Below are 11,966 nucleotides of genomic sequence, written 5' to 3' on the forward strand. Positions count from 1 at the left end.
CTATCCGGCGCGGGCGGGGCGCCGGGTCGCCACCCAGGCGACGATCGCCATCAGCACGAGCAGACCGGCGCCGACGGTGGTCGCGACGTGCATGCCGTCGACGAACGACGCCTGCGCGCTGTGCGTCACGGCGTCGTCGGCGTCCTGGATCGTCTCGCCCAGCGTCGAGGCGTAGTCGCCGCCGGAACGGAAGACCAGCGCGGCGAGCGAGCCGAGCAGCGCCAGCCCGAGCGCGTTGCCGAGTTCGAAGCTGGTCTCCGAGATCCCGACCGCCGAGCCCGCGCGCTCCGGCGGCACCGACGACACCGCGACATCCGACACCAGGGTGAACGCCATGCCGTACCCGATGCCCGCGATGGTCGAACCCGCCAGGTACCAGCCGATCCCGCCGTCCACGCCGACCCCGAGCAGCATCAGGTTGCCCAGCGCGGAAGCGAGCAGGGCTAGCACGAAGGTGGCGCGCACGCCGATCCACTGCCCGACGCGCGCGCCGCTCATCGAGCAGATGAACACCGCGACCGCCATCGGAATGCCGAGCAGCGCCGCGGCGAGCGGGTCGCGACCGGTGACCGATTGCAGGTAGATGCTGGTCAGATAGCTCAGCGCGGCCAGCGACATCATGCCGACCATGCTGGAGCCGATGGCGACGGAGAACTGCGCGCGGCCGAACAGCCGCAGGTCGAGCAGCGGCTCGGCCAGTGTGCGCTGCCTGCGCACGAAGACGAACAGCACCGCGACGCCGATCAGGCCGATGACGATCGCCTCCGGGTCGATCCCCTCCGCGGCGGCGTGCTTGATCGCGTAGACCACCGGAAGGATGCCGCCGATGGACAGCGCCACGCTCGGCAGATCCAGCGGGCCGAGCACCCCCGCGCGATGCTCCGGCAGGAGGAACGGCCCGAACGCCAACAGGATCAGCAGCACCGGCAGGTTGATCAGGAAGACCGATCCCCACCAGAAGTGGTGCAGCAGCAGCCCGCCGATGATCGGACCGACCGCGGACCCGCCCGCGAAGAACGCCGTCCACACGCCGATCGCGGCAGCCCGCTCGCGCGCGTCGGGGAAGAGACTGGAGATCAGCGCGAGGCTGGACGGCAGCAGCGTCGCGCCGCCGACGCCCATCAGCGCCCTGGCCGCGATCAGCACGCCCGCGGTGGGCGCGAACGCGGCGAGCACCGAGGCGATGCCGAACACGGTGGCGCCTGCCAGCAGGATGTTGCGCCGCCCGATCCGGTCGCCGAGGTTGCCCATGGTGATCAGCAGGCCCGCGATGAGGAAGCCGTAGATGTCGAGAATCCACAGCTGCTGGGCAGCCGACGGGTCGAGGTCGACGGTGAGCGTCGGCATGGCCAGGAACAGCACCGAGATGTCCATCGACACCAGCAGCACCGGCAACAACAGCACCCCGAGCCCCAGCCAGGCGCGCCGTGAGCCGACAGCGACGGACCCCGGCCCTTCGGCAGGCCGCACTGTCTCCACGTCTGTCATCCCGATTTCCTCTCCCGTGTCGCGTACACCGTACGCATGAGTCCGGGTACAGTGTACGCACCCGGGCCCGGAACCGAAAGTGAGTCATGGGATGACCGAGCCGAAGCTGCACCGCGCCGCCATCGTCGACACCGCGATCGCGCTCGCCGACGACGAGGGGCTCGACGCGCTGTCCATGCGCCGCATCGCCGACCGGATGGGCGTCGGCGCGATGTCGCTGTACCGGCACATCGCGAACAAGGACGAGCTCCTCGCGGCGATGACCGACGAGGTGACCCGCCGGCATCCCTACCCGACCGCGGAGGGGCAGGGCTGGACCTGGCGCGACCGGGTCCGCATCGCCGCCGAGATCGACTGGGACCTCTACCAGCGGCACCCGTGGGTCATCCTCACCTTCGCCATGCCCCGCTACAGCTTCGGCCCGCACAGCATGGCGTGCCTGGCCTGGCTGGTCGAGGGCTTCCGTGAACTGGACGTCTCCGCGCGCGAGGGGCTGCAGATGGCGTTCTCGGTGTGGAACTACATCTCGGGCGCTACGCTGCCGCAGATCAGCTCGGCGCTGATGACGCGCAAGGGCATCGACACCGACGGCGACAACGGACTGCGCGCGCTACTGGAGGGCGCCCCGAGCACGCCCGTCCCCGCCGCACTCGCCGAATTACAGGGCGCCGGGGTCAGCGATCTGACGTCCGAGGACCTGCTCTTCCTCGGACTCGAGGCCCTGTGCGACGGGTTCGCCGTCCGGGTTCGCCACCGCACGACTTGACCCCAACCCCACTCGAGGTTGCAGGGTGATCACCATGCACGCGATCCGACTGCACGCCTTCGGGCCCGCCGAAAACCTCTGCTACGACACCGTTTCCGATCCAGAGCCCGGGCAGGGTCAGGTCCGCATCGCGGTCGCCGCGGCCGGGGTCCACGTCGTCGACACCGCGCTGCGCGGCGGCATGCCGGGACCGTATCCGCTGCCGGAGTTGCCGACCGTGCCCGGCCGGGAGGTCGCGGGCGTGGTGGATCTCGTCGGCGCGGACGTCGACCCGGGCTGGATCGGGAAGCGGGTGGTCGCCCATCTCGGCACGGCGCCCGGCGGCTACGCCGAACTGGCGGTCGCGGATGTCGCTCGGCTGCACGAGATCCCGGCGAATCTGGATCCGGCCGAGGCGGTCGCGATGGTCGGCACGGGGCGCACGACGATGGGCATTCTGCAGTTCGCCGACGTCGGGCCGGAGACCGTCGCGGTGGTGACGGCCGCCGCGGGCGGTATCGGAACCCTGCTGGTGCAGTATCTGAAAACCCACGGCGCCACGGTGATCGGACTCGCAGGCGGACCGAAGAAGGTGGCCAGGGTGACCGCCAACGGCGCCGACGTCGCCGTCGACTACCTGCTGCCCGACTGGCCCGACCGGGTGCGCGCCCGTCTCGGCGATCGCGGCGCGACCCTGGTCTTCGACGCCGTCGGCGGCGAAACCGCAAGGGCCGCCGTCGATCTCCTCGCCAAAGGCGGCAGCCACCTGGTCTACGGTTTCGCCGGGACGGGACCGAACGACGGTGCGGCCCTGACCTTCACCGACGACGAGCTCGCCGAACGGGGCATCACCTCACAGGTCGTGCTCGGGCCGCCGATGCTGCGGCCGGTCGGCGGCGACATCCGCGTCCTGGAGGACCGCGCCATGGCGGAGGCGGCCTCCGGACGGCTACACCCCGCGGTGCACCGCTTCGAGCTGGCCGACGCCGCAGGCGCCCACCGCGCCATCGAAACCCGCGCCACCATGGGCAAAGTCGTGCTGATCCCCTGATCGGCACGCTCATCTACCCAGGTGCGCCAACGATGGATGGACAAGGACGGAAAGACCGCGACCAACACAGCGGGCCGAACATTTCGAGGTTCTGCGGCCCCGACAACAATCTCGTCCGCCACCGCCCGCTGGCCGATCAGCCTGATACCGCTTGAAGAATGGGATACGTTGTAGAGAGTTTGCAAGGGTCGAGACGTGGACCTCCGGCCCGATCGGAGATGATGTCGGCATGGACTACAGCGGAAGCGGGGATCCTCAGCGCACGATCGAGCTGCTGTGGGGGCTCACGCCGCGCCCGAAGCGTGGCCCGAAACCCAAGCTGACCGTCGACGACATCGCGAAGACGGCGATCCGGATCGCCGATCTGGAGGGACTGGCCGCGGTCACGCTGCGCCGCGTCGCCGACGACCTCGGCGTCACGGCGATGTCGCTGTACGGGTACGTCCCGAGCAAGGCTGAACTGCTCGACCTCATCGCCGACCGCGTCTACCGCGACTACCCGATGCCCGACGGCTCGCCCTCCGGCTGGCGAGCGCGGCTCGAGACCATCGCCCGCGCGAATCGGACGATGTACCTGGCCCACCCCTGGCTGCTGCAGATCGCGGCGAGCAGGCCCATCCCCGGGCCGCAGCTGACCGCCAAATACGACTACGAGCTCCGCTCCATCGACGACCTCGGCCTGTCCGATACCGAGATGGATCTCGTCGTCACCCTCGTCAACGACTACGTGCGCGGCGCGGCTCGCACCGCCGTCGACGCCGCACGGGCCGAATCCGAGACAGGCCGCACCGACCGGCAGTGGTGGGACGCCTACGAGCCCGCGCTCGCCCAGGTGCTCGATCCCGCCCGATTCCCCACCGCCGTCCGCGTGGGCAGCGCGGCGGGCGCCGAGTACGGCGCCGCCTACGATCCCGACCGCGCCTTCGAATTCGGGCTGGACCGTCTGCTCGACGGTTTGGAGCGGTTCGTCGACGCCGCCGAGACCCGGTGACCTCGAAATCCATTCTCCGGCAACACCACTACCCCAATGAGGCACCGACTACGGAGCCACCCGGAAATTCGGTGGAGCCGTTCGGCCGGGCGGCCTACTGTCGCGGAATGGGTGAAAACGCGGGGCTGCTCAACGTCGTCGACATCGAGGCGACGTGCTGGTCGGGTCCCGCTCCGGCGGGTGCGGTGAGCGAGATCATCGAGATCGGCCTGACCGTGGTCGATCTGGCGGCGGGGGAGCGAATCGGCAAGCACCGCATCCTGGTTCGGCCCGAGCGCTCCTCGGTCAGCGAATTCTGCACCGAACTCACCGGCCTCACCCAGACAGAGGTCGATACCGGCGTCTCGTTCGCCGAGGCCTGTCGAATACTCGCCGCCCAGCACAATGCCGGGGCGCGAGCGTGGGCCAGTTGGGGCGATTACGACCGCAAGCAGTTCGCGAGCCAGTGCGCCATGACAGGTGTCGCGTATCCCTTCGGGCAACGGCACACCAACGCCAAGCTGGTGTTCTCGGAGGCCTACGAGCTCCAGCGGCGCCAGGGCATGGCGGGAGCGTTGCGGATCGCTGGACTGCCGCTGGAGGGCCGCCACCACCGCGGCGAGGACGACGCGTGGAACATCGCCGCGCTGGTGCTCGACATTGCCGGGCGCGAGGCATGGCGCCTCACGTCAACGGACTACTGAGCGGCTACTCGTTCACGATCGCGTAGGCAAAACCGTCCCAGCCTTTCGCGCCGACCGTTTGCAGCACCGTCGCATCCAGACGCGGTTCGGCCGCGAGCATTTCGACCAGTTCGCGACTCGCCCGCACCGCCGGATCGTCCGAGGCGACGTCCGCCACCGCACCCCTGCGGACCACATTGTCGACAATGATCACCGATCCGGGCCGGGTCAACCGCAGCGCCCAGCGCACATAGTTCGAGTTGTTCACCTTGTCGGCGTCGATGAACACCAGATCGAACGGCTCGGACTCCTCGGCCTCGAGCACCGGCAGGCTGTCCAGCGCCGCGCCCACCCGGATGTCCACCCGGTCGCCCACGCCCGCCTCGTCGACGTTCGCGCGCGCCACCTCCGCATGCCGCGGCTCGTATTCGAGGGTGATCACGCGGCCCGACTTCCCCACCGCCCTGGCCAGCCAGATCGTGCTGAACCCGCCGAGCGTGCCGATCTCGAGCACCCGCTGCGCTCCCGTCGACCGGGCCAGCAACGACAGGAATTTCCCTTGCGCCGCAGACACATCGATCGCGGGCAGTCCCGCCGCCGCGTTCGCCGCCAGCGCGGCGGTGGTATCGGGATCTCGCACCAGATTGTCCACGAGGTAGGCGTCCACGTCGGCCCAGTCGGAAGTCGTCATGCCTGAAGTCTGCCACCCGAAGTTTCCGAAAAGCGGTCGTCCGAGGTCCAGGCCATATTAGAGTCTGATTACAAACAGAGACCAGCGCGTCTCACTTTCGCCGAGATCGACCGACCCGACACAACCGACCCGGAGCACCACCGACCATGACCACCGTCCGGAACCGCTTGCGCGCCACCGCCGTCGCCGCGGGCCTGCTGACCCTCTTTGCGGCGACGATGCACGCCCCGGCATCGGCCGCGCCCGCCGACGGCGGCGCCGAGTACGTGGCGCTCGGCGATTCCGGCGCGGCGACCACGGGCGTGCAGCGGTTCGACCCGAGCGCTCCGTTCCCGTGCGTCCGCTCCACCGCGAACACGCCCAAACTGGTCGCAGCCGACCTCGGTCTCCGGCTCGATGACCGCACCTGCAGCGGAGCCCGCATCCCGGACCTGACCACCGGCCAAAGGCCCGGCATCGCACCGCAATTCGATGGACTCGGCCCGAACACCCGGCTGGTGACCGTACACATCGGCGCGAACGACACCGAGATGACCAGGTTCGTCGTCGCCTGCCACTTGGCCGGGCTCCGTGGCGGCGCGTGCGCCGACCCGGCGTGGGATCCCGCGATCGACGGAATCTCTGCCGCGTATTCGGCTGCGCTACAACGGATCACGTCGCTCGCACCGAACGCGAAGATCTTCGTGGACGGCTGGCCGCTGTATGTCCGCGACGGGGGCTGCCCCGCGTTGATCGGCCTTCGCCCCGAAGACGCCGCCGTCGTGCAGCGCGCGTTCGACCGGTTGAACTCCGTAGTCGCCAGTGCCGCGGCCGAATACGGGGCCACCTATATCGACACCCGTACCCCGTCCGCCGGCCACGACATGTGCGCGCCCGAGGGCGTCCGCTGGTTCGATCCGCTCGTGGCCACCGAGACCCTGGCCCCCTACCACCCGACCCTGACGGGCATGCGCGGCGTTGCCGACCTCGTCGTGGCGGCGGTGCGCGCTTCCGGATTTCAGGGCTGACCGGAGCTTCGGCTACACCCCCGCCTCGGCCAGCTCGTTCTCGATTCCGACGACGCCCACGACCATCTGCACCAGGTTGCGCAGCAGCGCGCCGAGACCGATGAGGGATTGGGCCATCTTCAACACCATCTGGGAGACCGTCATGGTGGCGGTGGAGATGCCGAACACGGCGCGGGCGATCAGCGCCGGTGAGGCCGTGCCCCCGGAAGCGATGAGAATCGCGGCGATCTCGACCAGCATGCCCGCGAGGGAGTTGAGGATCTCGGTGATGATGCCGCGCACGCCCTCCACCACCTTCGACATCTTCTCGTTCACCCGGCTCAGCAGGTCGGCGAGCGCGGCCTGCACGGCGATCTGGGCGATCACCGCGTCGGCCTTTGTCCGGTAGGCGTCGGCGACGGCGCCGACCCATCCGTCCGTGTCCGCGGTGACCTGCTGCTTCCAGTCGGCGGCGACCGAGGCGAGTTTCGCCGATGTGGCGGACCAGGATTCGGAGTAGGCCGTGACCATCTCCGGATTGCCCGCCAGCGAATCCAGCGTCTTCCGCATCGGCTCGACGTGTTCGAGCATCCAGCCCATCAACATCGAGCCGACGTAATTGAAGGGATCGAACTTCGCCAGTGTGATGCCCTTGGCGATGTCCTGCCCGATCTTGGTCGCATCCGCCACCGCGCTCGCGCCCGCCCAAATCTGCATGACGCCCGCGAAGGTATTGCCGTTCTCGCCAGTCGATCCGGCGAAGACCTTGTGACCGCCCTCGAATAGGTCACCGACCGGGGTGCCCGCGAAGACACCGGCGTTCGGGTCCTTGTCCTCTCCCTGCCCGGTGGGCAGGCCGACGTTGCGCAGGAACGGAACATCCTCCTGGTAGTACTCGTTGCGGTGGTCGACACCCTCCGCGAGCAGTTCGTTCCCTTCCGGCGCCTTGCTGTCGTCGAAACCCATCCCCTACACCTTCTGTTCGATCTGCTCGCGCTGCCGGTCCGTCTCGTTCTTGCGGCCCTCGTCCAGGTTCTGGAACGAGTCCGCGGCGAACCGCAGCTTCGGCGGCAGTTCTTCGGCGTCCTCGGTCACGACGCGCAGGCGCTCGGTGATGTGGTCGTGCAACGGGTTCAGGATCGATCGCGCGTAGGGGCCGACCAGCATGCCGTAGCCGTCGTCGGCGTGCGCGAGATACTCGGCCGCCTCCCGCCCCATCGAAAGCCCTTCGAGCACGGCGTCCACCTTCGCGGCGTGGTCACGCATCCCGCCGGGATCGACCGCGATATCACCGGGATTGCCCATCTACGTCCCTCCAGTTGCCGTTTCCGTGCCTGCCGCAGGCGGCGGCCCACTGACTATGACGCGGTCACGGCACATTCGGTTCCGACGGAATTCCGTCGGGCTCACTCCAGCCAGGACTTGCGGCGGTAGTACAGGTCGTCCTCGTCCGGTTCGTCCGGCGTGAATGTCTGATCGCGGTCGGGCTTTCGGCTGCCATGGGGTGGCTGGGACGGCTGAGCGGGCGCTGGCGGTGGGGCGTAGGCGGCGGGCGGCGTATACACCGGCTCCGCGTGGGCCGGCGGCGCGGCGGGTCCGGGATCGGGGAAGCGCTCGGCGTACTGGCCGACGATGGCCTGGCCCGCACCGTCGTCGCCGACCATGTCGTGGACGAGATCGGTGACCTGGTTGCGCAGGCGGGCCTGGGCGCGGCGGGTGCAGGCCATGAGCTCGGCGGCGACGGCGGCGGGGTCCATGCCGCGGGTGGCCGCGGCGAGGGTGATGCCGGTGGTGACGCCGTTGGCGTCGACCGTCACGCTGATCCGGTTGTCGGCCGAGCTCTCGGTGACCGACAATGCCACCATTCTGCCTTGCAGGTCCTGATATTTCTGCGCCGTACGTTGCAGATTCTCGGCCCACCGAGCCAATTCGTCGGCGGCCTGGCTCGGGTCGTTGCCCAGCACTCGCGTCCCCTTCCACGCAGTGACAGTTCGGTCGCCCGGGCGTCGGAGAGATCACCCGGACCGTTCGTTCGCAGCACCTTACCCAGCCGGACGTGACGCGGCCGCCACGGGGCGCGATGATTTTCCCGGCCGAACGCCGTCGGTATCGGTGTACGACAACGACACGTCGAGGAGATCACCATGCACGCTGCATTCGCCACCGGCGCCCCCTGCTGGTTCGATGTCACGACCCCGGATATCCCGGCCGCCGCCGAGTTCTACACCGCCCTGTTCGACTGGACCGCCGAGGATCTGGGCCCCGAGGCCGGCCACTACACGCTGCTGCGCCAGGGTGACGCCCAGGTGGCGGGCATCGCATCGGCGACAACGCCGGACGGCAGCACCGTTCCGTCGGCCTGGACGCTGTATTTCGCGGTGTCCGACGCGGCGGCCACCGTCGCGGCCGCGCGGGACGCGGGCGCGGCCGTCTTCTGCGAACCCATGGACGTCTTCGGGCAGTTGACCTTCGCGGTGCTCACCGATCCGGCCGGCGCGACCTATGCGATCGCGCAGCTGATCACCCATCCCGGTACCCAGAACTGGGGCGCGATCAACGGTCCGTGCTGGGTGGAGTATTCCGCGCCGGGCGCGCCCGCCGACGCGATGGCGCATTACGCCGAGGTGCTCGGCTGGAAGTACACCAACGCCGCCTGGGAGACGGCGGCCGAAAACCCGTACCAGGCAGTCTCTCCCGGTGCGGGCGGGCACGAATTCGGCGGGGCGCACCACGCCCAGCCCGGCGAGCCCGCACCCTTCTGGTCGATGACCCTCCGCGTCGCCGACGTCGACGCCGTGGTCGCTCGCGCCGCGGAACTGGGCGGCAAGCTGCTCGCCGAGCCGCAGGACATGCCGGGTCCCTCGCGCGTCGCCGCGCTCGCCGATCCGGCCGGGGCCGCCTTCGCGATCATGTCGTTCGGCGCCTGAGACCGGTCAGAAGAGGAAATACCGCTGGGCCATGGGCAGTTCCGTCGCGGGCTGCTCGGCCCAGACCTCTCCGTCGATGCGGACGGTGAAGGTGTCCGGGTCCACCTCGATGTGCGGCATCGCGTCGTTGAGCGGCATGTCGGACTTGGTCAGCTGGCGAACATCCTTGACGGGCACCAGCTTTCGGCGCACCGCCAGGCGATCCGCCAGACCGGATGCGACGGCCTGCTCGGAGACGAAGTGCAGCGAGGTGGCCGCGGCGACGGGCGCGGCCGCGCCGAACATCGGGCGGGGCAGCACCGGTTGCGGGGTCGGGATGGAGGCATTCGCGTCGCCCATCGCCGCCCAGGCGATCGCGCCGCCCTTGAGCACGGCGTGCGGGCGTACGCCGAAGAACGCCGGGTCCCACAGCACCAGATCGGCGAGCTTGCCGACCTCGACCGAGCCGATCTCGTGGTCCATGCCGTGTGCGACCGCGGGACAGATCGTGTACTTGGCGACGTAGCGGCGCACCCTGGCGTTGTCGGCGGCGCCGTCGCCGGGCAGCGACCCGCGACGGCGCTTCATGACGTGCGCGGTCTGCCAGGTGCGCAGCACCACCTCGCCGATCCGTCCCATCGCCTGCGAGTCGCTGCCGATCATGGAGATGGCGCCGAGATCGTGCAGCAGGTCCTCGGCGGCGATGGTGGACGGGCGAATCCGGCTCTCCGCGAAGGCCAGATCCTCAGGAATGGCCGGGCTCAGGTGGTGGCACACCATGAGCATGTCCAGGTGCTCGTCGAGGGTGTTGACGGTGTGCGGACGGGTCGGGTTGGTCGAACTCGGCAGCACGTTGGAATGCGAGGCGACGGTGATGATGTCCGGCGCGTGCCCGCCGCCCGCTCCCTCGGTGTGATAGGCGTGGATACCGCGCCCGGCGATGGCGGCGAGGGTGTCCTCGACGAAGCCGACCTCGTTCAAGGTGTCCGAGTGCAGCGCCACCTGCACGCCGGAGGCATCCGCGACCCGCAGGCAGGCGTCGATCGCCGCCGGTGTCGAGCCCCAGTCCTCATGCAGCTTGAAACCCGCTGCGCCCGCGCGCAATTGCTCCCACATGGCTTCTTCGCTGACGGTGTTGCCCTTGCCGAGCAGCGCGATGTTCAGCGGCCAGTGATCGGTGGCCTCCAGCATGCGGGCCAGATGCCAGGCGCCAGGGGTGACGGTGGTCGCCTTGGACCCCTCGGCGGGCCCGGTGCCGCCGCCGACGAGCGTGGTGATGCCGCCGCCGAGCGCTTCGTCCATCAGCTGCGGGCAGATGAAGTGCACGTGGCAGTCGATGGCGCCCGCGGTGAGGATCCGGCCGTTGCCCGCGATGATCTCGGTGGACGGGCCGACCACCAGGTCCCGGTGCACGCCCGGCATGGTGTCGGGGTTGCCCGCCTTGCCGATGCCGCAGATGCGTCCGTCGCGAATGCCGATGTCGGCCTTGATGATTCCCCAGTGATCGATGATCACCGCGCCGGTGATCACGGTGTCCGGCGCGCCCTCGGCGCGGGTCGCGCGGGACTGGCCCATGGATTCGCGCAGCACCTTGCCGCCGCCGAACACGGCCTCGTCGCCCGCGAGACCCGGTCCGCCGCAGCGGTCTTCGGTGATCTCGACGATCAGATCGGTGTCCGCCAAGCGGATTCGGTCGCCCACCGTCGGTCCGAACAGTTCGGCGTAGCGGGCCCTGCTCAGCGCGGTCATCGCGCCCCCTCGGTGTTCGACGGTTCGTTCAGCCGTCCCGGCGGCGTCAGGCCGATGCCGTGTACCTCGCGGGTCCCGCCCAGCGGAACCAGCGAAACCCGTTGGCCGAGGCCAGGTTCGAAACGCACGGCGGTGCCGGCGGGGATGTCCAGCCGCCGCCCGTACGCGACGACGCGGTCGAAGTCGAGCGCGGCGTTGGCCTGCGGGAAGTGCACGTGACTGCCAACCTGCACGGGCCGGTCGCCGGTGTTCACCACGTCGAGCGTGATGCGGTCGCGGCCCGCGTTCAGCTCGATCTCGCCCTCGGCGCAGAAGTATTCGCCAGGAATCACGCGGGCCGCCTAGGCGATCGGGTGGTGGACGGTGACGAGCTTGGTGCCGTCCGGGAAGGTCGCCTCCACCTGCACGTCGTGGATCATCTCCGGCACGCCGGTCATCACATCGTCGCGTCCGAGCACGGTGCGCCCGGACGACATCAGCTCGGCGACGGTCCTGCCGTCGCGCGCGCCCTCGAGCACGTGATCGGTGATGAGGGCGACCGCCTCGGGGTGGTTGAGTTTGAGCCCGCGTGCCTGCCTGCGCCTGGCCAGCTCGGCGGCGTAGCTCAGCAACAGGCGCTCCTGCTCGTGCGGCGACAGTCGCATCGGGGCTCCTCACCGGTCGGTGGACGGGTGAGGGCCATTCTGGCACGCCCGAT

At 69.5% G+C, this 11,966-nt stretch carries 14 protein-coding genes; 6 read left to right on the forward strand and 8 right to left on the reverse strand.

The features are described from left to right. Nucleotides 1-1,488 carry an MFS transporter gene (locus tag AC3EO7_RS15910; protein WP_435591594.1) on the reverse strand — a complete coding sequence of 496 codons (1,488 nt, stop codon included), beginning with the start codon at nucleotides 1,486-1,488 and terminating at the stop codon, nucleotides 1-3. Between the two features lie 91 nt (nucleotides 1,489-1,579). Here AC3EO7_RS15910 and AC3EO7_RS15915 point away from each other — a divergent pair, with 91 nt between their 5' ends. The 4 genes from AC3EO7_RS15915 (at nucleotide 1,580) to AC3EO7_RS15930 (ending at nucleotide 4,958) form a co-directional block, all read left to right on the forward strand. After that, on the forward strand, nucleotides 1,580-2,254 hold the full coding sequence (locus AC3EO7_RS15915; protein WP_435591595.1) for a TetR/AcrR family transcriptional regulator: 675 nt from the start codon (nucleotides 1,580-1,582) through the stop codon (nucleotides 2,252-2,254). A 34-nt stretch (nucleotides 2,255-2,288) separates the two neighbouring features. Next, a complete protein-coding gene (locus AC3EO7_RS15920; protein ID WP_435591596.1) occupies nucleotides 2,289-3,284 on the forward strand; it encodes a zinc-binding dehydrogenase in 996 nt (331 codons plus the stop codon). 229 nt (nucleotides 3,285-3,513) lie between these two features. Then, nucleotides 3,514-4,275, forward strand: a complete 762-nt coding sequence (locus AC3EO7_RS15925; RefSeq protein WP_435591597.1) for a TetR/AcrR family transcriptional regulator — start codon at nucleotides 3,514-3,516, stop codon at nucleotides 4,273-4,275. Between the two features lie 107 nt (nucleotides 4,276-4,382). Continuing rightward, nucleotides 4,383-4,958: a 3'-5' exonuclease gene (locus AC3EO7_RS15930; protein ID WP_435591598.1), complete on the forward strand. Its 576-nt coding sequence runs from the start codon at nucleotides 4,383-4,385 to the stop codon at nucleotides 4,956-4,958. Nucleotides 4,959-4,962: 4 nt separating this feature from the next. Here AC3EO7_RS15930 and AC3EO7_RS15935 read toward each other — a convergent pair whose 3' ends face one another. Continuing rightward, on the reverse strand, nucleotides 4,963-5,628 hold the full coding sequence (locus tag AC3EO7_RS15935) for an O-methyltransferase (protein WP_435591599.1): 666 nt from the start codon (nucleotides 5,626-5,628) through the stop codon (nucleotides 4,963-4,965). Nucleotides 5,629-5,774: 146 nt separating this feature from the next. Here AC3EO7_RS15935 and AC3EO7_RS15940 point away from each other — a divergent pair, with 146 nt between their 5' ends. Continuing rightward, nucleotides 5,775-6,635 (forward strand): SGNH/GDSL hydrolase family protein, encoded by an 861-nt coding sequence (locus AC3EO7_RS15940; RefSeq protein ID WP_435591600.1) that lies wholly within the window; start codon nucleotides 5,775-5,777, stop codon nucleotides 6,633-6,635. Between the two features lie 12 nt (nucleotides 6,636-6,647). Here AC3EO7_RS15940 and AC3EO7_RS15945 read toward each other — a convergent pair whose 3' ends face one another. The 3 genes from AC3EO7_RS15945 to AC3EO7_RS15955 form a co-directional block, all read right to left on the reverse strand. Continuing rightward, nucleotides 6,648-7,580, reverse strand: coding sequence for a hypothetical protein (locus AC3EO7_RS15945; protein WP_435591601.1), 933 nt, complete (start codon nucleotides 7,578-7,580; stop codon nucleotides 6,648-6,650). A gap of 3 nt (nucleotides 7,581-7,583) precedes the next feature. Continuing rightward, a complete protein-coding gene (locus AC3EO7_RS15950) occupies nucleotides 7,584-7,919 on the reverse strand; it encodes a type VII secretion target (RefSeq protein ID WP_435591602.1) in 336 nt (111 codons plus the stop codon). 101 nt (nucleotides 7,920-8,020) lie between these two features. Then, nucleotides 8,021-8,578: a YbaB/EbfC family nucleoid-associated protein gene (locus AC3EO7_RS15955; RefSeq protein WP_431970308.1), complete on the reverse strand. Its 558-nt coding sequence runs from the start codon at nucleotides 8,576-8,578 to the stop codon at nucleotides 8,021-8,023. Between the two features lie 180 nt (nucleotides 8,579-8,758). Between AC3EO7_RS15955 and AC3EO7_RS15960 the strand changes: the two genes are divergently transcribed. Continuing rightward, nucleotides 8,759-9,541: a VOC family protein gene (locus AC3EO7_RS15960; RefSeq protein ID WP_431970309.1), complete on the forward strand. Its 783-nt coding sequence runs from the start codon at nucleotides 8,759-8,761 to the stop codon at nucleotides 9,539-9,541. A gap of 6 nt (nucleotides 9,542-9,547) precedes the next feature. Here the strand turns inward: AC3EO7_RS15960 and AC3EO7_RS15965 are convergent, their stop codons facing one another. From AC3EO7_RS15965 to AC3EO7_RS15975, 3 genes are read right to left on the reverse strand one after another with little or no spacing between them, the layout of a single operon-like run. Next, nucleotides 9,548-11,269: an urease subunit alpha gene (locus AC3EO7_RS15965; protein ID WP_431970310.1), complete on the reverse strand. Its 1,722-nt coding sequence runs from the start codon at nucleotides 11,267-11,269 to the stop codon at nucleotides 9,548-9,550. Then, nucleotides 11,266-11,601 carry an urease subunit beta gene (locus AC3EO7_RS15970; RefSeq protein ID WP_431970311.1) on the reverse strand — a complete coding sequence of 112 codons (336 nt, stop codon included), beginning with the start codon at nucleotides 11,599-11,601 and terminating at the stop codon, nucleotides 11,266-11,268. Before AC3EO7_RS15970 ends, AC3EO7_RS15965 begins: the two co-directional genes overlap by 4 nt. Before the next feature lie 9 nt (nucleotides 11,602-11,610). Then, on the reverse strand, nucleotides 11,611-11,913 hold the full coding sequence (locus AC3EO7_RS15975) for an urease subunit gamma (RefSeq protein ID WP_431970312.1): 303 nt from the start codon (nucleotides 11,911-11,913) through the stop codon (nucleotides 11,611-11,613). Nucleotides 11,914-11,966: the final 53 nt, after the last annotated feature.

The sequence above is a fragment of the Nocardia sp. bgisy118 genome, from assembly GCF_057708605.1.

Coding starts and splice junctions, on each gene's coding strand:
- AC3EO7_RS15920 (WP_435591596.1), top strand. CDS start 2,289: ATGCACGCGATCCGACTGCACGCCTTCGGGCCCGCCGAAAACCTCTGC.
- AC3EO7_RS15945 (WP_435591601.1), bottom strand. CDS start 7,580: ATGGGTTTCGACGACAGCAAGGCGCCGGAAGGGAACGAACTGCTCGCG.
- AC3EO7_RS15965 (WP_431970310.1), bottom strand. CDS start 11,269: ATGACCGCGCTGAGCAGGGCCCGCTACGCCGAACTGTTCGGACCGACG.
- AC3EO7_RS15930 (WP_435591598.1), top strand. CDS start 4,383: ATGGGTGAAAACGCGGGGCTGCTCAACGTCGTCGACATCGAGGCGACG.
- AC3EO7_RS15950 (WP_435591602.1), bottom strand. CDS start 7,919: ATGGGCAATCCCGGTGATATCGCGGTCGATCCCGGCGGGATGCGTGAC.
- AC3EO7_RS15975 (WP_431970312.1), bottom strand. CDS start 11,913: ATGCGACTGTCGCCGCACGAGCAGGAGCGCCTGTTGCTGAGCTACGCC.
- AC3EO7_RS15925 (WP_435591597.1), top strand. CDS start 3,514: ATGGACTACAGCGGAAGCGGGGATCCTCAGCGCACGATCGAGCTGCTG.
- AC3EO7_RS15940 (WP_435591600.1), top strand. CDS start 5,775: ATGACCACCGTCCGGAACCGCTTGCGCGCCACCGCCGTCGCCGCGGGC.
- AC3EO7_RS15960 (WP_431970309.1), top strand. CDS start 8,759: ATGCACGCTGCATTCGCCACCGGCGCCCCCTGCTGGTTCGATGTCACG.
- AC3EO7_RS15935 (WP_435591599.1), bottom strand. CDS start 5,628: ATGACGACTTCCGACTGGGCCGACGTGGACGCCTACCTCGTGGACAAT.
- AC3EO7_RS15915 (WP_435591595.1), top strand. CDS start 1,580: ATGACCGAGCCGAAGCTGCACCGCGCCGCCATCGTCGACACCGCGATC.
- AC3EO7_RS15910 (WP_435591594.1), bottom strand. CDS start 1,488: ATGACAGACGTGGAGACAGTGCGGCCTGCCGAAGGGCCGGGGTCCGTC.